The sequence below is a fragment of the Bacteroidota bacterium genome, assembly GCA_016715945.1.
Lineage (GTDB): Bacteria > Bacteroidota > Bacteroidia > Bacteroidales > F082 > JALNZU01.
Genome location: JADJXJ010000001.1, coordinates 2,040,372 through 2,066,096 on the forward strand (window position 1 = coordinate 2,040,372; position 25,725 = coordinate 2,066,096).

Annotated in this window: 23 protein-coding genes; 16 read left to right on the forward strand and 7 right to left on the reverse strand. The window is 53.3% G+C overall.

Annotation, left to right across the window (positions count from 1 at the left end):
- Nucleotides 1–39 precede the first annotated feature (39 nt).
- From IPM52_07830 to IPM52_07895, 14 genes are all read left to right on the forward strand, one after another.
- Nucleotides 40–1,242, forward strand: coding sequence for an amidohydrolase (locus IPM52_07830; GenBank protein ID MBK9291520.1), 1,203 nt, complete (start codon nt 40–42; stop codon nt 1,240–1,242).
- Nucleotides 1,243–1,250: 8 nt separating this feature from the next.
- Nucleotides 1,251–2,096 (forward strand): aldo/keto reductase, encoded by an 846-nt coding sequence (locus IPM52_07835; protein ID MBK9291521.1) that lies wholly within the window; start codon nt 1,251–1,253, stop codon nt 2,094–2,096.
- A 64-nt stretch (nt 2,097–2,160) separates the two neighbouring features.
- A complete protein-coding gene (locus IPM52_07840) occupies nt 2,161–4,047 on the forward strand; it encodes a YgiQ family radical SAM protein (protein ID MBK9291522.1) in 1,887 nt (628 codons plus the stop codon).
- Entirely contained in the window at nt 4,005–4,817 is an 813-nt protein-coding gene (locus IPM52_07845) for a hypothetical protein (protein ID MBK9291523.1), read from the forward strand. The genes IPM52_07840 and IPM52_07845 overlap by 43 nt, the downstream gene beginning before the upstream one ends.
- 84 nt (nt 4,818–4,901) lie before the next feature.
- On the forward strand, nt 4,902–8,192 hold the full coding sequence (locus tag IPM52_07850; GenBank protein MBK9291524.1) for a glycosyl hydrolase: 3,291 nt from the start codon (nt 4,902–4,904) through the stop codon (nt 8,190–8,192).
- A gap of 194 nt (nt 8,193–8,386) precedes the next feature.
- Nucleotides 8,387–9,331: a malate dehydrogenase gene (mdh, locus tag IPM52_07855; protein ID MBK9291525.1), complete on the forward strand. Its 945-nt coding sequence runs from the start codon at nt 8,387–8,389 to the stop codon at nt 9,329–9,331.
- Between the two features lie 69 nt (nt 9,332–9,400).
- Complete coding sequence (locus IPM52_07860) at nt 9,401–10,093, forward strand: NAD-dependent deacylase (GenBank protein ID MBK9291526.1); 693 nt, start codon at nt 9,401–9,403, stop codon at nt 10,091–10,093.
- Nucleotides 10,086–10,550, forward strand: coding sequence for an FKBP-type peptidyl-prolyl cis-trans isomerase (locus IPM52_07865; protein MBK9291527.1), 465 nt, complete (start codon nt 10,086–10,088; stop codon nt 10,548–10,550). Before IPM52_07860 ends, IPM52_07865 begins: the two co-directional genes overlap by 8 nt.
- A 48-nt stretch (nt 10,551–10,598) precedes the next feature.
- Nucleotides 10,599–11,066, forward strand: a complete 468-nt coding sequence (locus tag IPM52_07870; protein ID MBK9291528.1) for a RecX family transcriptional regulator — start codon at nt 10,599–10,601, stop codon at nt 11,064–11,066.
- 65 nt (nt 11,067–11,131) lie between these two features.
- Nucleotides 11,132–12,233, forward strand: a protein-coding gene (gene prfB / locus IPM52_07875) for a peptide chain release factor 2 (protein MBK9291529.1) whose coding sequence is annotated in 2 segments (ribosomal slippage) — nt 11,132–11,194 and nt 11,196–12,233 — 1,101 coding nt in all. Because the reading frame shifts where the segments join, the coding sequence is not laid out codon by codon here.
- A 4-nt stretch (nt 12,234–12,237) separates the two neighbouring features.
- Complete coding sequence (locus IPM52_07880; protein MBK9291530.1) at nt 12,238–12,579, forward strand: arsenate reductase; 342 nt, start codon at nt 12,238–12,240, stop codon at nt 12,577–12,579.
- A gap of 12 nt (nt 12,580–12,591) precedes the next feature.
- Entirely contained in the window at nt 12,592–12,963 is a 372-nt protein-coding gene (locus IPM52_07885) for a four helix bundle protein (protein MBK9291531.1), read from the forward strand.
- A 23-nt stretch (nt 12,964–12,986) separates the two neighbouring features.
- Nucleotides 12,987–14,372: a class II fumarate hydratase gene (gene fumC / locus IPM52_07890; protein ID MBK9291532.1), complete on the forward strand. Its 1,386-nt coding sequence runs from the start codon at nt 12,987–12,989 to the stop codon at nt 14,370–14,372.
- Nucleotides 14,373–14,562: 190 nt separating this feature from the next.
- Nucleotides 14,563–15,024 carry a lipocalin family protein gene (locus IPM52_07895; protein ID MBK9291533.1) on the forward strand — a complete coding sequence of 154 codons (462 nt, stop codon included), beginning with the start codon at nt 14,563–14,565 and terminating at the stop codon, nt 15,022–15,024.
- On the opposite strand, the gene IPM52_07900 is transcribed toward IPM52_07895, so the two are convergent.
- From IPM52_07900 to IPM52_07915, 4 genes are all read right to left on the reverse strand, one after another.
- Entirely contained in the window at nt 15,019–16,044 is a 1,026-nt protein-coding gene (locus tag IPM52_07900) for an inorganic phosphate transporter (protein ID MBK9291534.1), read from the reverse strand. The genes IPM52_07895 and IPM52_07900 overlap by 6 nt on opposite strands.
- Nucleotides 16,045–16,109: 65 nt before the next feature.
- On the reverse strand, nt 16,110–16,355 hold the full coding sequence (locus tag IPM52_07905) for a hypothetical protein (protein MBK9291535.1): 246 nt from the start codon (nt 16,353–16,355) through the stop codon (nt 16,110–16,112).
- On the reverse strand, nt 16,352–16,510 hold the full coding sequence (locus IPM52_07910) for a hypothetical protein (protein ID MBK9291536.1): 159 nt from the start codon (nt 16,508–16,510) through the stop codon (nt 16,352–16,354). Before IPM52_07910 ends, IPM52_07905 begins: the two co-directional genes overlap by 4 nt.
- Before the next feature lie 4 nt (nt 16,511–16,514).
- Nucleotides 16,515–17,294, reverse strand: a complete 780-nt coding sequence (locus IPM52_07915) for a radical SAM protein (GenBank protein MBK9291537.1) — start codon at nt 17,292–17,294, stop codon at nt 16,515–16,517.
- A gap of 132 nt (nt 17,295–17,426) precedes the next feature.
- Between IPM52_07915 and IPM52_07920 the strand changes: the two genes are divergently transcribed.
- The gene (locus IPM52_07920; GenBank protein ID MBK9291538.1) at nt 17,427–18,401 is read left to right on the forward strand and encodes a polyprenyl synthetase family protein; all 975 of its coding nucleotides are present in this window, start codon (nt 17,427–17,429) and stop codon (nt 18,399–18,401) included.
- Nucleotides 18,402–18,405: 4 nt separating this feature from the next.
- Entirely contained in the window at nt 18,406–20,508 is a 2,103-nt protein-coding gene (locus tag IPM52_07925; protein ID MBK9291539.1) for a glycoside hydrolase family 97 protein, read from the forward strand.
- A 50-nt stretch (nt 20,509–20,558) separates the two neighbouring features.
- Here IPM52_07925 and IPM52_07930 read toward each other — a convergent pair whose 3' ends face one another.
- The 3 genes from IPM52_07930 to IPM52_07940 form a co-directional block, all read right to left on the reverse strand.
- The gene (locus IPM52_07930) at nt 20,559–21,422 is read right to left on the reverse strand and encodes a DUF4249 domain-containing protein (protein MBK9291540.1); all 864 of its coding nucleotides are present in this window, start codon (nt 21,420–21,422) and stop codon (nt 20,559–20,561) included.
- Nucleotides 21,423–21,426: 4 nt separating this feature from the next.
- Nucleotides 21,427–23,787 carry a TonB-dependent receptor gene (locus IPM52_07935; protein ID MBK9291541.1) on the reverse strand — a complete coding sequence of 787 codons (2,361 nt, stop codon included), beginning with the start codon at nt 23,785–23,787 and terminating at the stop codon, nt 21,427–21,429.
- Between the two features lie 173 nt (nt 23,788–23,960).
- Nucleotides 23,961–25,712, reverse strand: coding sequence for a DUF3857 domain-containing protein (locus IPM52_07940; protein MBK9291542.1), 1,752 nt, complete (start codon nt 25,710–25,712; stop codon nt 23,961–23,963).
- Nucleotides 25,713–25,725: the final 13 nt, after the last annotated feature.

Below are 25,725 nucleotides of genomic sequence, written 5' to 3' on the forward strand. Positions count from 1 at the left end.
GCGTGATAATGTGTACTTTTGTGCATATAATCCCTGGTGATGTCGGCTTTTTCGTATGCAGGTCTCAGGCAAATGGCAGACGGTTTGACGGAAACCATCGTCAAACACCGCAGGCATCTTCATCGTTTTCCCGAGCTCAGTTTCGGCGAGGTGAAAACAGCTGCCTACATAGCTGAGGTGCTTGGCAGGCTGGGCATTCCATACCAGACTTCAATAGCCGGGCATGGGGTGGTGGCCTACATAAGAGGTGAAGCCGGCAAGGGGAGATGCATAGCCCTCCGGGCCGACATGGACGCCCTGCCCATTGAAGAAAAAAATGCAACACCTTATGCTTCAGTACACAAAGGTGTGATGCATGCCTGCGGGCACGATGCGCATATGGCCATGCTGCTGGGTGCGGCCGATTTGCTCAGCAGCCACAGGAGCGCGTTTTCGGGCACAGTGAAGTTGATTTTCCAGCCTGCCGAGGAACAGCTGCCCGGCGGGGCAAAAGCCATGATTGAAGCAGGCGTGCTGCACAATCCTGAGGTTGAAGCCATTGTGGCCCTGCATGTTTCGCCCGAGATGCCAGTGGGCACCTTGGGATTTTGTCCGGGACCCTTCATGGCTTCAGGCGACGAAATCAATATCCGCATTCTGGGCAAAGGCGGACATGCGGCCATGCCCGACAAGGCAGGCGACGTAGTGCTTGCCGCGGCCCAGGTGCTGCTGAGCCTGCAACAACTCATCAGCCGCAACACCCCACCTCTGCTGCCCGCCGTGCTTTCGTTCGGAAGGCTGATAGCCCAGGGCGCCCACAACATCCTGCCCGACGAAGCTTTGCTTCAGGGTACCTTCCGTACTTTCGACGAAGCTTACAGGGCAAAGGCAAAGCAGCGGATAGCCGAAATAGCCCGGCACACTGCCCAGGCTGCGGGCACATCGGCCGAGGTGGATATCGTGCATGGATATCCGGTACTGATCAACCAACCCGGGCTTACAGGGAAGCTCAAAACGCTGGCGGCAACACTTTTCGGAGAAAGCATGGTAGCCACGCTGCCCCAGCGCATGACCACCGAAGACTTTGCCTACTATTCGCAACTGGTGCCCGCCTGCTTCATCCGGCTTGGAACAGGCAACGATGCGTTGCAAGCCAGGCTGCACACCCCTGATTTCGACATCGACGAAAGTGCCCTCCCCAAAGGCGCGGCCATGCTGGCTGCTGCAGCCCTCAGCCTGCTTTCGGAAACCGACCAATTTTGAACCAAACCATGCAAATACCTGAACTGCAGATTACTCCATCGCTGAAACTGCCTGTGCTTGGGCTGGGAACCTGGGAAATGGGCGGACGCCACACACCGGATACCTCTCAGGACCAAAAATGGATTGATGCCATGGTTTTTGCCCTGGGACATGGCATCAGCCATATTGATACCGCTGCCATTTATGGAGGAGGACACACCGAACGACTTGTAGGACAAGCCATTAAGCACTTTCCCAGGGAGTCGGTATTCATCACCACCAAAGTGTCGGGCGACAGGCTGCAATTCAGCGAGGTACTGCAATCGGTCAAAGGCAGCCTCAGGCGCCTGGGCGTGGATTATCTGGACATGCTGCTTCTGCACTGGCCCAATCCGCGCATCCCGCTTGCACAAACCATGAGCGCCGTAAACAAACTCATGGAGGAGGGTACAGTCAGATACTTCGGGCTGAGCAACTTCCCGGTCAGGCTGATTAAAGAAGTCAGGCTGTTTACGGATGCCCCCATCATCACAAATCAGGTGGAATACCACATTCTCAACAGAAGCGGAGGCAGCTACAACAGTGCGGTGGAAGATGAGATTATCCCCTGGTGCCGGCAAAACCACATCAGCATCACAGCCTGGCGACCGCTGGCCAAAGGAGCCGACCTTGGGGCACATCCCACCCTGGCCATGATGGCCAGGAAATACGGAAAGACACCCCACCAGATAGCCCTCAACTGGCTGATAAGCAAACCATTGACCCTGGCCATCCCGAAAATGAGCAGCCAGGAACACATCCTCCAGAATATTGAAGCCACACAGTTCAGCATGGAAGCAGCCGACCTGGCCTTGCTCGATGCGGTGGGCAAATGAGTGCGCTGCAGCCTCCTAACGCGCTGTTTTTGTGATATATTTGCAGCTGCAACCCAGGTAACTCATGAAAACTTATCAACTGACCGACTGGCTCCCCATCACCAAAAAAGAAGTGGAAATGCGCGGATGGGACTACGTGGATGTGGTGCTCATCACGGGCGATGCCTATGTAGATCATCCGGCCTTTGGCGCTGCAGTGATCGGACGCATCATCGAAAAGGAAGGTTTCAGGGTGGCACTGGTGCCCCAGCCCAACTGGCAGGACGACCTGCGCGACTTTAAAAAGTTTGGCCGGCCCAGGTTGTTTTTTGGCGTCACCTCGGGAAATATGGACTCGATGGTGAATCATTACACCGCCAACAAAAGGTTGCGCTCCACCGACGCTTATACGCCCGGTGGCAAAGCCGGCTTCCGGCCGGATTACGCTACTATTGTTTACAGCAAGATAATCAAGCAGTTATACCCGGATGTGCCAGTGGTGCTGGGCGGGGTAGAAGCATCGCTGCGCAGGGTGACCCATTACGATTATTGGTCGGACCGGCTCAAGCCCAGCATTTTGGTGGAGTCGGGGGCTGATATTGGCATCTACGGCATGGGCGAGCTGGCGCTGATTGAAGTGCTGCATGCCCTGGCCGCAGGCACACCTGTAAGCGAACTGACCCATGTGAAGCAGACTTTTTTCCTGAGGGATAAAAACCAACCCGCTCCGGCCTCGCCCTGGGGCGACATCCATCTGGCTTCGCATGAGCAATGCCTGGCCGACAAAAAGTCGTATGCCGGCAACTTCAGGCACATCGAACAGGAATCGAACAAGATACATGCTGCCAGGCTGATGCAGGAAGTGGGCGACAAAGTGCTGTTTATCAACCCGCCATTTCCCACCTTCACGGAGCAGCAGATGGACTCGTTTTTCGACCTGCCATACACCCGCAAGCCACATCCCAAATACGAGAAAAGGGGCGAGATACCTGCCTATGTGATGATCAGGCATTCGGTGAACATGCACAGGGGATGTTTCGGCGGATGCAGCTTTTGCACCATTTCGGCACACCAGGGCAAATTTGTGGCCAGCCGCAGCAAAGAGTCGATCATGCGCGAGGTGGAACAAATCACGCAGATGGACGATTTCAAGGGCTACATCAGCGACCTGGGCGGTCCTTCGGGCAATATGTACAAGATGAAAGGCAAGCACCAGCAGATCTGCGACAACTGCAAACGGCCCAGCTGCATCTTCCCCAGCATCTGCAGCAATCTGGACACCAACCACAAGCCCATGCTTGAGATTTACCGGGAGGTGGACAGCCATCCAAAAGTGAAAAAAGCTTTTGTCAGTTCCGGCCTACGCTACGACCTCTTTCTGACCGACGACCCTGAAAAAGACAAAGCCATGGGCTACTCTGAATACCTCCGCCAGCTGGTCAGCCGGCACGTGAGTGGTCGGCTCAAGGTGGCCCCGGAACATACCAGCGACCAGGTGCTCAAGGCCATGCGCAAACCCTCGTTCAAACTGTTCTACAAACTCAAAGAAAAGTTTGACCAGATCAACAAGGAAGAAGGACTGAAACAACAGCTCATCCCCTATTTTATTTCGAGCCATCCCGAATGCACCCTCGAAGACATGGCCCAGCTGGCTGCCGACACCAAAGCGCTGGGTTTCAGACTTGAGCAGGTACAGGATTTCACCCCAACCCCTATGACTGTAGCTACCGTGATCTATTATTCGGGCTACGACCCCTACACCCTCAAGCCAGTGTTTACGGCACGCAAACCGGAAGAAAAGAAAGCACAGCAAAAGTTCTTCTTTTGGTACAAAAAAGAAAACCAGGCCTGGATACGCAATGTGCTTGAGAAAAACGGGCGCCACGACCTGATCCGTCAATTGCTGACCTCACCTACCCCAAACCCCTCATGGAAGAAGAAGGAAATCAGACCAAAAGGAAAGAACTCCTGAAAGCCGGCCTCTTTTCGGCCTCGCTTTTTCTGATCACCTACTTTGCCGTGTTGTTTATCACAGGGCTTTCGCAGCTCTACATCGCCTACGACTTCGACATACCGGCCACCTTCTATTTGCAGGGTACAATTTTTCACATTGAGGATAACGATCAGCTTTGGACGCGCGATGCCCTGACCAGTGTGCTGCTGGCCGTTCCGGTGAGCAGTTTTGTGGTGAGCATGAGTGCCCTGTTTGCTTTCATTGTCCGGAAACAAAAATCGGAGCTCGTACTGTTGGCTACCCTCTGGCTGTTGCTGCAATCTTTCAACATGACCTTCGGGCTGATCAGCGAAAACCTGATTACCCAAACCGGACTGGCCAGGGTTGCCCGGCTGCAGGGCCTCAGCCAGGGCGCATTTATAATAACCGTCGGCCTGGCATGCTATTTTATGATACAGTTTGGGATGTTCACTGGCAGGCTGATGCTGGCGCATGTGCCACACACGCTGCGCACCCATCGGTACATGACCGCACTGGTGGTTTTCATCATTCCCTGGCTGGCCGGCAACGCGCTGGTACTTGCCCTGAACGGGGAGCCTCCCGGCCTAAAAGATATGTTCGTAAAGGCGATGATGGGTATCATGCTCATCCCAGCCTTTATGGTAAAACTACCCCCCAAAGAACCCACCGCGAAGTCACCAGCTTACCTCATGTGGCTGATGGTATTAACCAGCATGGTTGTGGTGTGGTTATCTGTGGTCGTGCTGAAACGCGGCATCAGTTTCTGAACAAGAAACACCGTTTACTTGAAATGCGGTGAAATGCCGTACTTTGTGGTTACTTTCGGAACACTAATCCTAAACCAAACTATAATGATGAAATTAAAAGCTTTAAAGATTTTTGCGCGTCTGCTTGCGATTGCCCTGATTGTGCATCTGGCCATGCCGATGCTGGCGCAACGTGGCCGGCAGACAGCTGCTGCTTCCGACACCCTGAAGGGCAGCACCTTTGCGGGCCTGAAATGGCGTGGCATTGGTCCGGCCTTTACGTCCGGCAGGGTTTCGACCATAGCTGTAAACCCCAACAATCCAAGCGAGTATTATGTGGGCGCCGGATCGGGTCACATCTGGAAAACGGTGAACAACGGCACCACTTTCAGCCCGGTGTTCGACAATTACGGCGCATATGCCATTGGCTACATTGCCATCGACCCCAACAACACCAATGTGGTGTGGGCAGGCACGGGCGAAAACACCCACCAGCGTGCCCTTGGCTATGGCAATGGGGTGTATCGCTCGGACGATGGCGGCCGCAGCTGGAAAAACATGGGACTGAAAGAGTCGCGGCAAATAGGTAAGATCATCATCGATCCGCGCAACTCGGATGTGGTGTATGTGGCTGCCGAGGGTTCGGTATGGGGGCCGGGTGGCGAACGTGGCCTGTATAAAACCACCGACGGCGGAAAGACCTGGGAACGTGTGCTTTACATCAGCGAAAACACAGGCGTGAACCATATCACCATGGATCCGCGCAATCCGGATGTGCTGTATGCCACTTCGGAGCAGCGCCGCAGGCACTTCTTCACCAAGATAGGCGGCGGGCCTGAGTCGGCAGTGTATAAAACCACCGACGGTGGCAAAACCTGGAACAAACTGACCAGCGGCCTGCCCTCAGGTCATGTAGGCGGAGGGTCAATTGAAGTGTCGCCGGCCAATCCCGACATCGTTTACTTCATTGTGGAGGCTGCCGACGGTCAGGGAGGCTTCTACCGCTCGACCAACCGGGGTGCCTCCTGGGCCAAAATGAGCGATTACACCTCCAGCGGACAGTATTTCAACATCATCGTGCCCGACCCGGTGAATCCGGACAAGGTTTATTCGCTCGATGTGGTCTCGAAAGTGACTACCGATGGCGGAAAGACCTGGAAAAATATCGGGCTCAACAAACGTCATGTGGACGACCACTGCATGTGGATTGACCCTCGCGACACCCGCCACTGGATCATCGGAGGCGACGGCGGTTTGTATGAAACCTTCGACGAAGGCGAACATTATGTGTTCAAAAGCAACCTGCCCATCACCCAGTTCTACCGGGTGAATGTGGATAATACCGAGCCTTTTTACTGGGTGTATGGCGGCACGCAGGACAACAACAGCATGGGTGGTCCTTCGCGCAACACCAGCAGTGCAGGTGTGACCAGCGACGAATGGATTGTGACCCTGGGCGGCGACGGTTTCTGGCAGGCCATCGAAGCTGACAACCCCAACATCGTTTATTCCGCTTACCAGTACGGCAACATCTTCCGCTACGACAAAGCCAGCGGCGAACGCATAAAAATCAAACCCGAGCCGGGGAAAGACGAGCTGCACTACCGTTGGAACTGGGATGCCCCCTTCATCCTGAGCAAACACCACAAAACCACCCTCTACATGGGTGCCGAAAGGCTGTTCCGCAGCAAAGACCGCGGCGACAGCTGGGAGACCATCAGTGGCGACCTGACCCGCAACGAAGACCGCAACCAGTTCAAGGTGATGGACAAATACTGGCCTTCGAATGCCGTGGCCAAAGATGTGAGCACCTCGCAATGGGGCACCATCGTATCGCTGGCCGAGTCGCCCGTTAAGCAGGGATTGCTCTATGTGGGAACTGACGACGGACTGATCCAGGTGACCGAAGACGACGGAGCTACCTGGCGCAAGATCAGCAACTTTCCGGGCGTACCTGAATATACTTATGTGAGCGACATCTGCCCCTCGCGCTTCGATGAAAATGTGGTTTACGCCAGCTTCAACAACATCAAAAACGACGACTTCAAGCCTTACCTGCTGAAATCGACCGACAAGGGCCGCACCTGGGTATCGATAGCCGCAAACCTGCCAGACAACGGAACCGTTCATAGCATTGCACAGGATTTTATCAATCCGGATCTGTTGTTTGTGGGCACGGAGTTTTCGTTCTTTTTCAGCGTGGACGGAGGCAGAACCTGGGTGAAACACAATGCAGGCCTGCCCGACATCCCCGTGCGCGACATTGCCATCCAGGAACGCGAGAGCGATCTGGTGCTGGCTACCTTTGGCCGTGGTTTTTACATTCTCGACAATTACGATCCGCTGCGTCACATCACGGCCGATAAGCTTCGCCTGCAGGAAGCCATCCTTTTCCCGGTGCGCGATGCTTTGATGTATGTGGAACAAGGCGGCCGTTATGGCACGGGTTCGACCTATTTCACCGCACCCAATCCTGAATTTGGCGCAGTGTTTACCTACTATCTGAAAGAGGTGCCCAAAACCAAAAAGCAGATCAGGCTCGAAAAAGAGAAAGAACTGTTCAGTAAATCGCAGCCCATTCCCCAGCCCGACAGGTCACAGCTGCGCGAGGAGGAAGACGAAATCGCACCTTACCTCATCTTCACCATACGCGACGATAAAGGCGACATTGTGCGAAAACTCTATCACGAACCCCGCAAAGGCGTGAACCGTATCAATTGGAGGCTTCGTTACGACCTGCCTGTCAACCGCATGGACGAAAAACCGGGCTTCAAACCTGCGCAAAACAATCCCGACGGCATGATGGTGGTACCGGGCAAATACACTGTGGAGCTGGCCATGGATCACAATGGCGAGCTCAGGCAGCTGGCCGGCCCGGTTTCGTTCGAAGCCAAAGTGCTCAGCAACACCACCCTGCCGGCTGCCAACAGGCTGGCATTGGCGCAATTCCATCAGCAGGCTGCCCAGATGCGCAAAAATGTGGATGCAACACAGCGTTACTGGGCCGAGATCAACCGCAGGCTGGGCAATGTGCGTCAGGTGTTGCATTATACCTACAATGCGGAATCTAAGCTGGCCACCGAAGCCAGAAACCTGGACAAGCAGCTCAAAGACATTGATTTTGAGCTCAATGGCACACAACCTAAGGCCAGCTTTGAGGAAGTGCCCCCCGAACCTGTTTCGATCGACTACCGCATGGACGTCATCCTGTCGGGCACCTGGTCGTCAACCAGCGCTCCAACGCGAACCATGCGACAGAATTACGACATCCTGAAAGCACAATTGCCCGGTGTGATCGATCGCCTCAAGGCCATTGATGAGCAGCTCAAGGCCATTGAAACCGAGCTCGACAAGCTTGGCGCCCCGCTGACGCCAGGCCGGGCACCTCGCATGTAATCTGATCCCTCTCACAAGCGTATTTGCTAAGCCGGTCATCTGGGCCGGCTTAGTTTTTTTTAACGTATGCCAAAGACTTAAGCTGCAAACGATGTAGGAAAATCGGGCCTGAATACCTATTTTTGTCGCCTATGTCAGATTGGAAAACACATTCGGAAGAAAACCCATTCAATAACGAAAACAACGAGGAAATTATGGAAAAGATCACCGTCATCGGTGCCGGCAATGTTGGTGCGACCTGTGCCAATGTGATTGCCCACAAGAACCTTTGCAAGGAAGTTGTGCTGGTGGATATCAAGGAAGGCATTGCCGAAGGCAAGGCGCTCGATATCTGGCAGACAGCACCCATCAACCACTTCAACACCAGGGTCACCGGTTCGACCAACGATTACCTGAAAACCAAAGGCTCCGGCATCATCGTCATCACCTCCGGATTGCCCCGCAAACCTGGCATGTCGCGCGACGACCTGATTAAAACCAATGCCACAATCGTCAAAGAAGTTACCGAGAAAGCCATCAAATATTCTCCAGATGCCATCATCATCGTGGTATCGAACCCTTTGGACGTGATGACTTATGCCGCTTACCTGGCCAGCAGGAAAGAACCCCGTAAGGTATTTGGCATGGCAGGTACGCTGGATACTGCCCGCTACCGCGCTTTTATCTCCGAAGCGCTCAATGTTTCTCCTGCCGACGTGCATGCCCTGCTGATGGGCGGTCATGGCGACACCATGGTGCCCCTGCCCCGCTACACCTCGATCAGCGGTATTCCTGTTACCGAGCTGCTCGGCAAAGAAGAGCTCGACAAGATTGTGGAGCGCACCAAGAAAGGTGGTGGCGAGCTTGTCAACCTGATGGGCACTTCGGCATGGTATGCCCCTGGTGCTGCTGCTGCTCAGATGGCCGAGGCCATTGTGGACGACCAGAACAGGGTATTTCCGGTTTGTGCCTACCTCCAGGGCGAATACGGCCTCAACGACGTTTATCTCGGCGTACCTGTAAAGCTCGGACGCAGTGGTATTCAGGAGATTATCGAGGTGGACCTCAACCAGGAAGAGAAAAAACTGCTTTATGAATCGTCCGACAGCGTGAAATCGTTGATGAAGGTACTCGATGATATGAAGCTGTTCGAGGACTAAGCGCAAAACACAACAGGTATTTAATTTAACTTTGTGCCGGGCCGTCACCAATCAAGGCCCGGTTTTTTTATGCATAATGTTGTCGTATTATCAGGTGCCGGTATCAGCGCCGAAAGCGGAATACGCACCTTCCGCGATGGCGACGGGCTTTGGCGCACCCACCGATTTGAAGAGCTTGCCACACCCCAGGCCTGGGAACGCAACCCACACCTGGTGCTCGAGTTTTACAACGAGCGCCGCAAGCAACTCTTCGAGGTGGAACCCAACGAAGGCCACAAAGCCCTCGTCAGACTCGAGCAGCACTTTATCACCGACATCATCACCCAGAATGTGGACGACCTGCACGAAAGAGCCGGATCGGGCAGGGTGCTGCACCTGCACGGCGAACTGAAAAAAGCCCGCAGCACAAGCAACCCCAACCTGGTTTATACCCTCGACCGCTGGGAACTGAAATGGGGCGACAAATGCGAAGAAGGCTCACAACTCAGGCCGCACATCGTGTGGTTTGGCGAGGCCGTACCCAACATCGGACTGGCCATACAGATCGTGCGCCAGGCCGACATCATGATTGTGGTGGGCACCTCGCTTCAGGTGTATCCCGCCGCCGGCCTGCTCGACTATGCCAAACACAACATCCCGATTTACCTGGTTGACCCGAAAGCTGAAGCACCCTACTACCTGAAAAACGTAATCGCCATCAGGGAAAAGGCCGGAACAGGCCTTCCAAAACTTGTAAATCAAATTATTGAACAATATGGTTAAAACGTTCAGCACTTACCTTTTCCTTTTTTTATTTGTCGCGCTCATCACAAGCTCGTGCCGCAAGGAAGACGACAACCATCAGCTTCATAACGATATCGCCCTGATTGAGCAGTACCTGGCCGATCATCAGATTGAAGCCTCCAGGCTCGAAAGCGGATTGTTTTATTTTGTCCACAATCAGGGATCGGAGCAAAGACCAAATCTAAACTCGACTTTAACAGTTAGTTACACCGGAAAGTTGCTTGACGGAAGCACGTTCGACACCGGCAGTTTTGTGAGCTTTCCGCTTTCGAACCTCATCAAAGGCTGGCAGCAGGGCTTGCCCCTGATTGGCAGCGGAGGGCGCATCAGTCTGTTCATTCCTTCGCCCCTGGGCTATGGCAGCCAGGCTAAGCCAGGCATCCCGGCCAATTCGGTGCTGATTTTTGACATCAATCTGCATTATTTTTCGAACTGAGAAAAGCCCTTGATTTTTCCTGCGGTTTCGCCTATCTTGCAATCACTTATGCCTGTGCTGGATATGGCGCCCGAACACGAATTTTTTCTGGAAAAAGCCCGGCACTTTTGCGACTATCAGGAACGTTGCATATTTGAAGTGCGCGAAAAGCTGCAGTCGTGGAACGTGCGGCCCGAGGTGGCCGAGCAGATCATCGTGCAGCTCGAAAAAGAGGGTTACCTCGACGAAGACCGCTATGTGCGGGCTTTTGCCCTGGGCAAGCTCAGGCACAACAAATGGGGGCGTAACAAAATCATTTATGCGCTGAGGCAAAAAAGAATACCCGAACTGATCATTCAGATCGGACTGAGCGAGATCGACTCCGAAGAATACCTCAATGTGTTGCGCAGCGTGCTTTCGGAGAAACGCATCAGCGAAACCGATCCCTACAAATACAAGGCAAAGCTTGCCAACTACGCCATCCAGAAAGGATTCCAGCCCTCTCTGGTGTGGCAGGTGATCAACGAAGCCGAATAAAACCTGGATGCGAATGCGTATCTTTGCCGGCCGGAAAATTCCGGACACCACTAAAACCACTTGCAATGATTACAACCGAACAAATCAAAGAGCTTGGTAAGAGGCTTGAAGCCTTGAGGAGGTATCTTTGACGTTGACCGTAAACGTGTAGAAGCCGAAGAGCTGGAGGAGCGCACCCTGGCGCCCGATTTCTGGGACGACCCCAAAAAAGCCGAGCAATTGCTCAAACTAATCAGGGAAAAGAAAAAGTGGATCGAAGGTTATCAGGCCGCCGAACAACTGTTTGAAGAGCTTGGCATGGCACGCGAGTTTTACGAAACCGGCGATGCCACCGAGCAGGATGTCGAGAAAGCTTACAAAGAATGCCTGCATCAGGTTGAAGCGCTCGAGTTCAAAAACATGCTCGGAGGCGAGGAAGATAAGCTTTCGGCCATCGTGAACATCAACAGCGGAGCCGGAGGCACCGAGAGCCAGGACTGGGCACAGATGCTCATGCGCATGTATGTGATGTGGGCCGAAAAAAACGGTTACAAGGTGAACGAACTCGATGTGCAGGAGGGCGATGTGGCAGGCATCAAAAGCTGCTCGCTCGAAATTGAGGGGGAGTACGCCTTTGGTTACCTCAAAGGCGAAAACGGGGTGCACAGGCTGGTGCGCATCTCGCCTTTCGATTCGAATGCCCGCCGGCATACCAGTTTTGCCTCGGTGTATGTGTATCCGGTGGTGGACGAAAACATCGAAATCGTTATCAATCCGGCCGACATCAGCTGGGACACCTTCCGCTCCAGCGGCCCCGGTGGACAAAACGTGAACAAGGTGGAAACAGCCGTCCGCCTCAAACACGCCCCCACCGGCATTGTGATCGAATGCCAGGTGACCCGCTCGCAGCTGCAAAACCGCGAAAAAGCCCTGCAGATGCTCAAATCGCAGCTCTACGAGATGGAACTGCGCAAGAAGCAGGAAGCCCGCGACAAGATTGAAAGCGGGAAGAAAAAGATCGAGTGGGGTTCGCAGATCAGGTCGTATGTGTTGCACCCTTACAAGCTCATCAAAGACGTGCGCACAGGTTTCGAGACCTCCAATGTGCAGGCCGTGCTCGATGGCGAGTTGGACGAATTCATCAAGGCCTACCTGATGGAGTTTGGCGGCAACCAAAACGAAAATTAGTGCCATGGTGACCATCTACCACAACCCGCGCTGCAAAAAATCGCGCGACGGACTGGCTGCCCTCCAAGCGTATGTGTCTGATTTTGAGGTGAGAGACTACATGAAGCAACCCCTGACTGCCGACGACCTCAGGCGGCTCTCGGCCAAACTCGAACTTCCTCTGGCACTCATGGTGCGCACCCAGGAAGCCTATTACAAGGCCAACCTCAAAGGAAAAAAACTCAGCGAAGATGAGTGGATAGCCGAAATACTGGCGCACCCGCAACTCCTGCAACGGCCCATAGTCGAAACCATTGGAAAAGCCGTCATTGCCCAGCCACCAACAAATATTTTAGCAATTTTGTAAAAAAACTCCAACATGCACATCGACAACCATTTTGAGCAACTTCCGGTCTGGAAACAGACCATGGACTTTGTCAGGCTGATTTATGCAGCCAGCAACACTTTTCCGCCTGAGGAAAAAGAGGGACTGGGCCGCCGGCTTCGCAACAAAGCCATCGACCTGGCCGTGATGGTATCGTCGGTGCCGCAGCTGGGGGCCAACGCCAACTCGGTTCGCAATCTCGAAGAAGCTGGCATGGCTGTGCGCGAACTCGAGACACTGCTTTACATCTGTACCCAGCTGGGTTTCCTTAAACCCGCAGAATATCAGAAATATAATGAAGAAACCAGCAGCATTGGGCGAGAGTTGCACCACCTTTCGAGCCGCATTGCCAGAAAACTATCCTGAGTTTGACCAAAAAACAAGCACACATGAAATACCGCATCGAAAAAGACACCATGGGACCGGTGGAAGTGCCGGCCGACAAATACTGGGGCGCCCAGACCGAACGTTCGCGCAACAATTTCCGTATTGGCCCTGAAGGCAGCATGCCGCGCGAAATCATCCACGCCTTTGCCTACCTCAAAAAGGCGGCCGCCTTGACCAACCACGAACTGGGTGTGCTGCCCGAAGAAAAAAAAGACCTCATCTGCAAAGTGTGCGACGAAATCCTGACCGGACAGCATGACGATCAGTTTCCGCTGGTAATCTGGCAAACGGGATCGGGCACACAGAGCAATATGAACGTAAACGAGGTAATTGCAAACCGTGCACATGTGCTGGCAGGCGGCAAACTCGAGGATGCAAAAAAGATCATCCATCCCAACGACGACGTGAATAAGTCGCAATCGTCGAACGACACCTTCCCTACCGCCATGCACATTGCCGCCTACAAGATGGTGATGGAACTCACCCTGCCGGGCGTGGAGATGCTGCGCAATGCACTGGACGAAAAGGCGAAAGCTTTCGCCGATATCGTAAAAATTGGCCGCACCCACCTGATGGATGCCACACCGCTCACCCTGGGACAGGAATTTTCGGGCTACGTAGCCCAGCTGGATTATGGGATGTATGCCCTGCGCAACACCCTTGACCACCTGAGCGAGCTGGCCCTGGGCGGCACGGCGGTGGGCACCGGCATCAACACCCCGGAAGGCTATGCCGAACGCGTGGCATACCACATTGCCCAGCTCACCGGACTGCCTTTCCGCACCGCACCCAACAAATTTGAAGCCCTGTCGGCACACGATGCCATTGTGGAAAGCCACGGGGCACTCAAGCAACTGGCCGTTAGCCTGATGCATATTGCCAACAACATCCGCCTGCTGGCCTCAGGACCAAGATGCGGCATTGGCGAAGTGATTCTGCCGGCCAACGAACCCGGTTCGAGCATCATGCCCGGCAAGGTAAATCCCACACAAAATGAGTCGCTTACCATGGTATGTGCCCAGGTGATCGGAAACGATGCCGCCATCACCGTAGCCGGAACCCACGGCCATTTTCAGCTCAATGTGTTCAAACCGGTGATGATTGCCAACTTCCTGCAGTCGGCGCGTCTGCTTGGCGAAGCCTGCATCAGTTTCACCGAACATGCAGCCATCGGCATCGAGGCCAACCTCGACCGCATCAAACACAACCTCGAAAACTCGCTCATGCTGGTGACGGCACTCAACCCGCACATCGGCTACGACAATGCGGCCAAAATCGCCAAAAAAGCCTATGCCGAAAACACCACCCTGCGCCAGGCTGCCATTGAACTTGGTTTACTCACCAATGAGCAGTTTACCCAATGGGTTGACCCAAGGAAGATGATTTAATATGCAGGTACCTTAAAAAAAGCCGGGTATTCATCCGGCTTTTTTTTCGAAATAATCCCGAACTTTGAGTAAAAATGCCATGAAAACCATGCATTTTCCTCAATTTTATTTAGCATGGCTGCTTAAATTAACCGCCCTGTCACTGTTAGTTTCGATCAACTATTCCTGCGCATCAATCTGGTCATCAAAAATGAAACCTCACATCCAACCCGTTGACCTGAACCGTTATGCCGGCACCTGGTACGAGATCGCTCGTTTTCCGCATCGCTTCGAGCGCAACCTGACAGGGGTGACAGCCACCTACACCCTGATGCCCAATGGCAAGATCAGGGTTGAGAACAAAGGCTTCAAAAACAGCCTCGACGGGCCTGTGAGCAAAGCCATCGGCAAGGCTAAGCCCGCGGCCGACCCGGCAGTGGGGCACCTCAGGGTGTCGTTTTTCTGGATTTTTTATGCCGATTACTTCATCCTCGGGCTGGATCAGGAAAACTACCAGTGGGCATTGGTTGGCAGCAGCTCTCCCAATTTCCTGTGGATCTTGAGCCGAAAGCCACAAATGGAACAGCAACAGCTCGAACGGCTGATTCAACGGGCTGCCGAACTCGGCTACGACGTCTCAAAGCTTGAGATGGTTCCCCAGCCCGTCCTATAAAATACCCATCTTGTCGGCAATCCAGGTCATGGCAATGGCTATGCCGAATGCCAGTAAAGGGGTGATGATCCAGATGACCCAGAACTTATGCACCTCGTAGTTGCGGAATACATTTTTCCAGCCCGAACGTGCCACGCCTATGGCCAGGATGGCGCCGGTGTTGAGCTGCACCAGCGAGGTAGGAATGCCTTTGGTGGTTGAAGCCCATAGCAACAGGCTGGCAGTAATCACCGAGATGATCATGGCCGACACCGGCCCCAGCTCAACAAGTTTAACACCTGTGGAGCGCATCACCTTGGTGCCCATGAGCGAGCTGCCGATGCCAAAGGTTGGGGCAATAAGCAACACCAGCACCACAATGACCAGCTTGTAATCTTTTTCGGTGGGCATAATTCCCAGCTCGTTTATAATCATAGAAGCCAAAGGGCCGGTGGCATTGGCCACGTTGTTGGCGCCAATGGACATGGCCACATAAAGCGAAGATAAAATGACCAGCGCCTGAAGCAGGGGCAGTTGTTTCAGCACCTGAAACTCATAACTTGCCAGCCGGCTGCCTGGACGGTAGATCATCCGGCCCACGAGATAAGTCAGAAAAAAAGCCACAACAGGCAGGATAAACCAGGTTGGGATGATCTCATAAAAGAGCTTATCGGTCTGAAGCACATCAAAATAAAGCGCAGGTCCGGCCAGGGCAAACACTGTGGATTGGCTGGTGGACTGCGGCACACCCAGAAGGTTGGCAAAAAACAGAGACAGGGCCACCGAAAGCATGATGATGGAGGTGAGCATGACCGACATCTCCTCTATGGGCAGGATACTTCCGCCAAGGGTGCGCGACACGTTTTTGCCGAATAGCAAGGCCCCCACAAGCACCATGATTCCGAACAGGCCGGGAATCAGGTTGCGTGGAATCAGGTTGGCGCCGAAAGCTGCGGCAAAGCTCGGCGCAGTGCCGCTTGCCCCCATATTGACGGCAAGAAAAATGGCAATAATCAGTGGAAGAATAAATTGGCTGTATATGGGTTCGATCATGTCTGCCTGCCGGAATGCCTGTGCAAGTTACAAATTAAGCGCTTGTGCCCGCCTCAGAATGGCTTTTTGTGGTAGTCCCAGGTTTGGCTGTCGCGAAACTGCCGGATTCTGGCAGCAATATGCAGGAAAATCTGCAGATCGCGCTCTCTAAGCCAGGCCACTGCCTCCTGCCGGTTGTTTACTGCCCCTGCCAATGCAATCAGCAGATGAAAATTGTATTGCCGCAGCCATTCGGTGGCACGGGTTTGGTTGTCGATGGCTCCGTCGAGGGCTGCCAGATGGTAAAACTTATGTTTCATAAGCCAGTCGAAAGCATCCTCGCTTCCACGAATGGCACTGCTGAGGCAGCAAGTTCAGGAAAACCATTGTGCAACAGCCAGTTAAGGAACTTACCCTCAGGGTCATCAAAGGTTTGCGCAAAAGCCAGAAGCACCTGTACCGGATATTTTTCCATGGATTCAGCTGTAAACTTCGGCTTCGATATGGTGGATGCGCACCTGATCGGCAATACGTTCAAGTTCCGGCGCTGGCACCTTGACCAGCCCTTCGAGTGCCGTATCGCGTTCGATGGAATAAATCATCACATAACGGGGCTGGATGAGCCTTACTTTCCCGATCCAGTCGTTCACCTGAGCCGGGGTGGTGTTGTCAATATCTTTTCCCTGATACCGGCCCCGTACGAAAAGCGTTTGAAGAATAAGGTTGCCCCGGAAATCGCAAAGCCGGCGCACATAATCGTCGAGCCTGAACGCCTTGAGGGGCATGTTGATGGCCCGCACGATTTCTTCGTTGCCGCCATCGAGCTTCAGAATGTTGTTGTCCACCCTACCAAGGGCCTCAGCCACCTCGCGATGGTGAATCATGCTGCCATTCGAAAGCACGCTCACTTTGGCCGAGGGCAGCACTTCGTCGCGAAGGCGCAGGGTATGTTCGACAATTGCTGGAAAATCGGGATGCATGGTAGGCTCGCCATTGCCCGCAAAGGTGATGCTGTCAGGTTGCAAAGCCGTGCCCTTTAGCTGCAAGAGCTTCGAGCGGAGCATCTGCAAAAATTCTTCCACCGGGGGCAATGGGGTACGCAGGCTGCTGCGGTTTTTGGTCCAGCCACATTCACAATAGATGCAATTGAAAGTGCACAGCTTGCGATGGGTTGGCAACAAATTGATACCCAGCGACATGCCCAGACGACGGCTATGCACCGGACCAAAAATCAGTTCATCGAACAGAAAAACGGACATCCTACGTAGTTTGCAACAAATTTAGGGCTTTTGCCGGTGCGTGCTTATTCGGCCAGCCAATACGGCAAAGCTTCAAAAGATGTAATTTTGCACTTTAATCACCGCTTTAAAGCGATGACAATTTTCGGGCAGATGCGGCAGATCGACATCATCAGGGCACCCATACGCGACGAACTCACCAGGTTTGAGCAGGTGTTCGATGCCAGCATGCGCTCCAAGGCTCCCTTGCTCGACAAGGTGATGCAGTATATCGTGCGCACCAAAGGCAAAAAGCTCCGGCCAATGTTTGTGCTGCTTTCCGCCAAAATCAACGGAGGCATCAACGAATCCACCTACCGGGCAGCTTCGCTGATCGAGCTGCTGCACACCGCCACCCTGGTGCACGACGATGTGGTGGACGATTCGAACCAGCGCAGGGGATTCTTTTCGGTCAATGCACTGTGGAAAAATAAGATAGCCGTGCTGGCAGGCGACTTTCTGCTTTCGCGCGGCATGTTGCTGGCCGTAGAAAACAACGACTTCGGACTCCTGAAGATCGTTTCAAGCGCGGTGAAAGAAATGAGCGAAGGCGAACTGCTTCAGATCGAAAAGGCACGCCGGCTCGACATAGAGGAATCAGTTTATTTCGACATCATCCGCAAAAAAACAGCCAGCCTGATTGCCTCCTGTTGTGCAGTCGGGGCGGCTTCGGCCGGAGCCACTGAAGAGGAAGTGCAAAAAATGCACCAATTTGGCACGCTGGTGGGCACTGCCTTTCAGATCAAGGACGATATACTTGATTTCCAGGACACATCAGTCACCGGCAAACCATCGGGCATCGACATCAAGGAGCGCAAGATGACCCTTCCGCTCATCTATCTGCTCAACCGCAGCAGCAGCTCCGAAAAGCGCCGCATCGTCAACCTGGTGAAAAACCACAGCCATGAGCCTGAAAAAGTGCGGCAGCTGATGGAAATGGTGCGCAATTCGGGCGGCCTGGAATATTCGGCCCAGACCATGAAACAGTTGGTAAGCGACGCCATGCAACTGCTGGAAAACTATCCTGAAAGCGAGGCCCTCAGCTCACTAAAAGCACTGGTTGAATACAGCATAAACCGAAAAAATTAAACCTATGAAACTCCATAGCCATGCCAAGGCAATGATGTTTGCAGCCATTGCCGCAATGATGTTTTTTTCGTGCGTTCGCCCCGACACGCAGGTCAAATCGCCCGATGGCAGCATTGTGCTGAGCTTCGGACTCAATAGCTCCGGAAGGCCCACATATGCCGTTGCCTACGGCGACCAGCCAGTGTTATTGCCCTCCGAACTGGGACTGGAGCTTTACGATGCGCCCGCCCTGGCCGAGGGATTCAAGGTTAGCAAAGTGTTTAAAACCAGCCACAACGAAACCTGGGAAATGCCCTGGGGCGAGCAGCGCGAGGTGAAAAACCAATACAATGAGCTCACTGTGGTGTTGCAGGAAAAGAACGAAGCCCCCAGGACGATGCATCTGATTTTCAGGGTTTATGACGATGGAGTGGCCTTCCGCTATCACATTCCGGACCTGCCGGGCAAAGACTCGGTGTTCATTGCCGAGGAACACAGCCACTTCAGGCTGAATGGCGATCACACCTGCTGGTGGGTGCCCGGCGACTGGGACATCAACGAGCACCTTTACAACAAGACCAGCTTCAGCCAGATCGATGCCATTGCCAAACGCAACCATCCCAACCTGGCCCAGACCTACATTCCCTACAATGCGGTGAATACCCCCATCACCATGCGCACGGCCGGGGGATTGCACCTGAGTTTTCACGAAGCTGCCCTCATCGATTATGCCGCCATGACCCTCGAGATCGATCCGCAGGGTCTTGGCATGAAAACCATCCTGGTGGGCAGCGAAAACCGCCCGTACAAGGTGAGCCATGCCCTGCCCTTCAGCAGCCCGTGGCGCATGATACAGATCAGCCCTGATGCCGCAGGTCTGATTGCTTCGCGACTTATCCTCAACCTGAACGAACCCAATGTGCTGGGCGATGTGTCGTGGGTCAAGCCCACAAAATACGTCGGCATCTGGTGGGAGATGCACCTGGGCAGGTCGGAGTGGAGCTATGCCCGCACGGCAGGCGGGCCACCCCACGGACGCCACGGCGCAACAACCCAGAATGCAAAGCGTTACATCGACTTTGCCGCAGCCAACAACATCGGGGCCGTGCTCATCGAAGGCTGGAACACCGGCTGGGAAAACTGGATTGGCACAGCCGACCGCGAAGGTATCTTCGACTTTGTTACCCCTTACCCCGATTTTGATATCGAAGAAGTGGTGAGCTATGCGCGCCGGAAAGGGGTTCGCCTGATCATGCACCACGAAACTTCGGCCGCTGTGAGCACTTACGAAAAACAAATGGATACCGCCTTCAGGCTGATGGCCCATTTCGGCTACGACATGGTCAAAACAGGTTATGTGGGAACTATCCTTCCCAAGGGCGAATACCACCACAACCAGCGCATGATCCGTCATTATGTGGATGTGCTTCGCCTAGCGGCACAGCATAAAGTAGCTGTAAACAGCCACGAAAGCATGATGCCCACCGGATTGCGTCGCACTTATCCCAACGACATTGCCTGCGAAAACCTGCGCGGGCAGGAGTTTAACGCCTGGGCAAGCGACGGCGGCAATCCGCCATCGCATCTGCCCACTGTGGCATTCACCCGCATGCTTGCCGGCCCGATAGATTACACCCCCGGCATCTTCAACATTAAGTTCGACGAATACAAACCCAACAACCAGGTGAATACCACCCTTGCCCAGCAACTTGCCTTGTATGTGGTGATTTACAGCCCGATACAAATGGCTGCCGACCTGCCGGAACATTACGAAGGGCATCCGGCCTTTCAGTTTATCCGCGATGTGGGTGTGGATTGGGAGCAGAGCCTTGTGCTCAATGGCGAAGTAGGCGAATATGTCACCATAGCCCGCCAGGAAAAAGGCACCGGCCATTGGTTTCTGGGCAGCATCACCAACGAAAATGGCCGCCAGTTGAGCTTAAACACCTCTTTCCTCGAACCGGGCAAAAAGTGGCAGGCCATCATCTATGCCGACGGCCCCGATGCGCACTGGAACGACAACCCGCTTTCGATGGTGATTGATACCCTTGAGGTGGACAGCAGCTCCACCATTAAGCTCGACCTGAAACCTGGAGGCGGCGCCGCAATCAGTTTTAAGCCCCTGTAAAGGCCTTTCCTGTTCTGGCGGGATCAAAGCCGGACATTGCACGGAGCCGCTTATTCGAGTAGGTATTCCACCTTTCGTTCGCGGCAGGCGGCAAATACCCCCAGCCCGTTGACCACATTGGTATAAACAGGGGTAGGCTCGCCAAAGGGGTTGTCGCCCGAAAAAAACCGGACACTCTGGTGGTAGCGGAAAAAGTGTACATCCGTCAGGGCGCTATACAGGACAAGGGTGTCGCGGGGTCCCCAGAAATCGAACCGGAAGGTGCGAAACAGAAAATATGCGCCGTCTTTGTTGGCATCGGTCATATACTGCTCACCCGATTCAAAGCCAATCATGTCGTATCCTGAAGGGCCTCCCCACGGATTATTTGTCCTGAACCGGCGGGCTACATCCACATAATAATAATGTCCGGTGCCTGGCAGGTCGGCCAGGCGCAGGCTTAAAGCCCTGCCTGGCAGGGACCATTGATCGGTGCTGGTGTACGAATCCACCCTGGTAACCTCCAGGGCATTGGGCAGGCTTGCGGGCACTGTGCACTCGGCCCAAACATCGCCGGCACCCGGTGCGCTCACCTCGAGCCGGTAGGTCTGTCCGGGCACCACAGGCATTTGTGAAGCAGCGATGAGATAGGCAAGCTTACGGAAATTGTAGCTCAGCACAGCTTCCTGCTGCCCGTTTTTGATCTTCACCAGGGCATTTTCCACCGGCTGAAACATGGAATACACAGCCGGCCGTGGCGTATCGAGCGGAACACTTTTGCTCACGCGCACCTCGATGGTATCCATGTCGGGCGAGATGACCCCAAAAATAACAAGTTTTGGGTCAACCTTTGGCCCGTCCACATCGCTGATCAGGCTGCGGCAGCTGCTCAGGGCGGCAAATACTATAAGGTATATGAGGAAATGAGTTTTCATGGCTTCAGAATTTGATGTTGTACGACACCGAAGGAATCAGCGGAAAGATAGACACCTGCTTGAGCCTGTTGTAGCTGTTGCCGTTTGACGAATACTCAGTGGTCAGGTAATAGAAATAAGGGTTGCGGCGGTTGTAGGCATTATACAGGCCCACCTCCCAGGTGCGTGTAAAATGTGGTTTGACGGCCGAGAACCTGGCAGACAGATCCAGCCGGTGAAAAGCTTTCATGCGGTAGGCATTGAGCTCGCCATAGTCGGACACCTCGTAAGGAAAGTAGTAGGGCATCCCCATATCGGTGGGAAGGGGAAAGGGATTGAAGGTGAATGCAGGATAAGACGCAAGGGGCAGACTTACCGCATTGCCCGTGCCATAGACCCAGCTTGCCGAGATGCTCACCCTTGGACTGATTTCGTGGATAACCACCAGCGACACATCGTGCCGGCGATCGTAGCGGGCAAAAAACTTGCGGCCAAAGTTTACCTCGTCAAACTGCAATTGTGTCCACGACAGGGTGTAACCAACCCAGCCGTTGGTGCGGCCCGTTTTTTTGTGCACCAGCAGCTCGGTTCCATACGACCAGCCTTGCCCGGAGGTAACATTGTCCTGCCAGGTAAAATTCTGAGCCTCAGAGGGGTCGTCGATCAGCAGAAAGCTCGCACCCGGGCGATAGCCGAGAATCTTGTTGCTTTTCTTGTAATAGGCTTCAAGGGTGGCCGAGAATCCGCGTTCTTCAAAGTCTTTGGCTGCGCCCAGCGAAACCTGGCGGGAATGCTGAGGCGCCACCCGGTCGGTCGAAGGTACCCAAAGATCCGTAGGCAGGCCCAAACCGGTATTGCTGAGCAAATGCACAAACTGGTTCATGTCGGCATAGGCTGCCTTGAGCGAAAGGTCGGGACGCAGCACATAATTGAGCGAGAGGCGGGGTTCGGGGGCCAGGCGATTTTTGCTTTCGGCCACAAAGTGCGTCAGCCTCAGGCCGGCATTCATGCTGAATCGCTGGCCAAACAACAGATGATTCTCGACATAAACGGCCGACTCGAACGAATCGTAAGCCGTTTTCGACTTGAAATCGAAGGCGGTTTGCGAATCGATCTCTACGATGGCATTGGGCTGAAAGTGGTGAAAGGTGGTCTGCGCCCCTGTCCTGAGCTTATATTCGGGCGAGGCGTGGTATTCTAGATCGAATTTGGCCGATACATCACGGATGCCGGAGTTGTAGTTGAGCCGGTATTTCCGGCCGTATTCCTCAAATTTATTGTACACATTAAAGTCGTACTCGCTGAAAATGAGCGATGTATTGCTGAACACCTTGTTGTTGAACAGGTGGTTCCAGCGCAGGGTAGCAGTCTGGTTTTGCCAGTACAGCCCGCCTTCGTAGAGCACATCGCGCGATTCGCGGTTGCGGAAGAAAAACTTATCCCGTCCGAAATAGCCGCTCAGATAGAGTTTGTTTTTCGGCCCGAAGTCGTAATTGACTTTGGCATTGAGGTCATAAAAATAGTACCCGGCCCTGCCCTCCTGGTTGAAAAATGGTGCGGCGAGGGCGTCGATGTAGGTGCGTCGCCCGGAGACGAGGAAAGAAGCTTTGGTTTTCTGGATGGGGCCTTCGAGGGTTAAACGCGAGGCGATGAGACCGATTCCGGCTTCACCGCTCAGCTTTTCTTTATTGCCGTCTTTCATGGTCATTTCCACAACCGAGGAAAGCCGACCGCCATAACGTGCCGGAAACCCGCCCTTGATCAGCTCGATGCTTTTCAAGGCATCGCCATTGAAAATGGAAAAAAAGCCAAAGAGGTGAAACGCATTGTACACTGTGGCATCATCCAGCACGATCAGGTTCTGGTCGGGTCCCCCGCCACGCACATAGAGGCCACTACTGCCTTCGTTGCCTTTTTGCACGCCGGGCATCAGCTGAAGTGTTTTGAAAACATCCTTCTCGCCAAGCAGCGAGGGCACCTCGCGCACCTGATTCACCGGCAGCGCAATGATGCTCATTTGGTTGGTTTGGGCCACACCTTCGAGGCGGCCGCCAACCACCTCTACCTCGCCCAGTGTGATGGTCGGATCGAGCTCTATATCGGCCGAGCGGTTGGCTGTCAGCTGCACTTTGAGCAACACGGGCTGATAGCCTACAAAGGAAAACTGCACCTCATGCTCTCCCTCGGGCAAAGTGAGCGAATAAAAACCGTAGTTGTTGGTGACCGTACCGCTGCGCAGGGCCGCCACATACACATTGACGCCCGGCAACAGCTCACGGCTACCCATTTCGCGCACAAATCCACTCAGGGTATAGCGGTTTTGGGCTGTAAGCATGAGCGCTGTGGAAAACAACCACACAACTAATAACAACGCTTTTCGGTTCATGGCTCGGTGTTATAATTTCTGATCAATAGGTCAACCGATCGCAAAGTTAATCATGCAACCACAGGGCATGAAAAAATAAATCCTCGTGATTTACAAAATTTTAGGCAAAATGCGAACAGCTCACCTCGTAGGTGTCCGTAATGTTCATACACGAAAGGATTCGAAAATCCGGTTCAGATTTTTTTCAGCACAATCCGCTCCGCATGCTTATCAACAATAAGCGTAAGAAAATTGCGCAGGGTATCATAATGTTGAGGAGGTATCAGCTCGGCTGAAAGGTTTGACTGGAACTGTATGTTCAGTTTATTGCCCGTAGCAGCTACATTGTACACAAAGCTTCCCATGTTGTCGGGCATGGAGAGGCGTTGCGGTTTGGGCAACGATTCCACTTCCACCCCTTCGGGCAGCGTAATCGTGATGGTTAATTTACGTGCCGTTCTGCTATCGAAAAACACCGGAAACTCGCGCTTCTCGCTCTTCAAAGGGTTTTCGGTTTCCTGCCAGATGAGCATCGGATTCAGATATATGTAGGGTTCAGCAGAATTTGCCATATTGTCGAAAGCCACATCCATGGTTTCAACAATTTTTGGCTCATTTCCTTCCAGGCCACTGAATTCAATGTGAGACACCTCCATATCCGGGTATTTATCCATCAACCATTTGAGGTATCCTTCCTTGCGTTCAGCTGTGATGTACCGGCTACGGAATGAAACAGCGCTGAAGTTTTCGTGAATCTGACGCACCTTGCCGGCTATGGTCATGTCCGGATTCAGGTTCAATATTGCCTGAACACTATAGCTTCCCGTGTTCGGATTTGGTATTTGAATTCTGACGGTTTTATTGTTTTTACCGATAACTATTCCGTCCATGTTAAGTGCCCTTGGTGGAAGAAAGCCGGCAATAAGCCCTTTTTCGGTGGCATCGAGAAAAACCTCTTTTTCACCCAAACGCACCATCGCCACAACATAATCGATCTGAGCCAAACTCGGATGGGTGAAATTGAGCATTCCTCTTCGGCGACTGTTCATAATCACAGGCACCACATCCAGTTGGGCTTTAGTAAGCAGGTTAATCAGCAACAGGTTGATATCCCCGATATTTCCTGTATTATTGGAAAGCAGCTTGCGCAAACCTTCCTGTGTTTGCTCGCCAGAGCTTTCGTTCCATGCAAAATTGTCGCGAACGTAATAGTAGAGATAATTCATGCGTTCGGCTTCATCAAGCTTCATGGCCTCGTCAACAACCGGATTGAGCTCGCTCAGGCGCTGCCGGATCGGCTCTCCGAACGACTCCGCTTTCATGAGTTCAACAGCTATATCATCCCAGGTGCTCGAATAGTTGTAAATCTTGCCAGAAGGCATCTGAATACTCGCCAGATCATGCACAACATGAGCCCGGTAATTATTCATGTTTAATACGAAAGGCTCATCGCGCAACGAACCGACATTGCTCGCACTGTATATCTCCACATTGATTCCATAGGTAACATTGCTTCCGGCCGAACCTGTGCCCAATATCCCATTTTTGCTCTCAACACGTTGCGTCATTTTAATAGGGATACCTTTGACAGCCTTGTGAAACCGGAAGTATTCGGGCAGCTCTACCTGATAGTCAACAAAATCGACCGGGATGCGGTATTGCAAATAAAAGGGTCTTAAACTTATGGAAGCCGGCTCCGACAACTCATATTCAATATCAATCACCGATCCGGGGACAACTCCCGGCATGGCAGCTTTTCGCAATTTGTTGCTTTTGTTGATTGTTTCATTAAATATGTCTTTGTTTTCCAGCCGCTGTTCGACCACTTTCCCATTCTGAAGATTAAAAGTGCTGGCTTTCAGGCTTGTGAAGCTTCCATCGGTGTGATAAGGTATTTCGATGTTGCCCCACGAAACGCCCTCCTGGCTGAATATCTTGATGCGCATATGCACCTGTGTA

Bases quoted from the DNA above. Each gene is read 5' to 3' on its own strand.
- IPM52_07830 (MBK9291520.1), top strand. From the start codon at position 40: ATGTCGGCTTTTTCGTATGCAGGTCTCAGGCAAATGGCAGACGGTTTG.
- IPM52_07835 (MBK9291521.1), top strand. From the start codon at position 1,251: ATGCAAATACCTGAACTGCAGATTACTCCATCGCTGAAACTGCCTGTG.
- IPM52_07840 (MBK9291522.1), top strand. From the start codon at position 2,161: ATGAAAACTTATCAACTGACCGACTGGCTCCCCATCACCAAAAAAGAA.
- IPM52_07845 (MBK9291523.1), top strand. From the start codon at position 4,005: ATGGAAGAAGAAGGAAATCAGACCAAAAGGAAAGAACTCCTGAAAGCC.
- IPM52_07850 (MBK9291524.1), top strand. From the start codon at position 4,902: ATGATGAAATTAAAAGCTTTAAAGATTTTTGCGCGTCTGCTTGCGATT.
- mdh (MBK9291525.1), top strand. From the start codon at position 8,387: ATGGAAAAGATCACCGTCATCGGTGCCGGCAATGTTGGTGCGACCTGT.
- IPM52_07860 (MBK9291526.1), top strand. From the start codon at position 9,401: ATGCATAATGTTGTCGTATTATCAGGTGCCGGTATCAGCGCCGAAAGC.
- IPM52_07865 (MBK9291527.1), top strand. From the start codon at position 10,086: ATGGTTAAAACGTTCAGCACTTACCTTTTCCTTTTTTTATTTGTCGCG.
- IPM52_07870 (MBK9291528.1), top strand. From the start codon at position 10,599: ATGCCTGTGCTGGATATGGCGCCCGAACACGAATTTTTTCTGGAAAAA.
- IPM52_07880 (MBK9291530.1), top strand. From the start codon at position 12,238: ATGGTGACCATCTACCACAACCCGCGCTGCAAAAAATCGCGCGACGGA.
- IPM52_07885 (MBK9291531.1), top strand. From the start codon at position 12,592: ATGCACATCGACAACCATTTTGAGCAACTTCCGGTCTGGAAACAGACC.
- fumC (MBK9291532.1), top strand. From the start codon at position 12,987: ATGAAATACCGCATCGAAAAAGACACCATGGGACCGGTGGAAGTGCCG.
- IPM52_07895 (MBK9291533.1), top strand. From the start codon at position 14,563: ATGAAACCTCACATCCAACCCGTTGACCTGAACCGTTATGCCGGCACC.
- IPM52_07905 (MBK9291535.1), bottom strand. From the start codon at position 16,355: ATGAAACATAAGTTTTACCATCTGGCAGCCCTCGACGGAGCCATCGAC.
- IPM52_07910 (MBK9291536.1), bottom strand. From the start codon at position 16,510: ATGGAAAAATATCCGGTACAGGTGCTTCTGGCTTTTGCGCAAACCTTT.
- IPM52_07915 (MBK9291537.1), bottom strand. From the start codon at position 17,294: ATGTCCGTTTTTCTGTTCGATGAACTGATTTTTGGTCCGGTGCATAGC.
- IPM52_07920 (MBK9291538.1), top strand. From the start codon at position 17,427: ATGCGGCAGATCGACATCATCAGGGCACCCATACGCGACGAACTCACC.
- IPM52_07925 (MBK9291539.1), top strand. From the start codon at position 18,406: ATGAAACTCCATAGCCATGCCAAGGCAATGATGTTTGCAGCCATTGCC.
- IPM52_07930 (MBK9291540.1), bottom strand. From the start codon at position 21,422: ATGAAAACTCATTTCCTCATATACCTTATAGTATTTGCCGCCCTGAGC.
- IPM52_07935 (MBK9291541.1), bottom strand. From the start codon at position 23,787: ATGAACCGAAAAGCGTTGTTATTAGTTGTGTGGTTGTTTTCCACAGCG.
- IPM52_07940 (MBK9291542.1), bottom strand. From the start codon at position 25,712: ATGCGCATCAAGATATTCAGCCAGGAGGGCGTTTCGTGGGGCAACATC.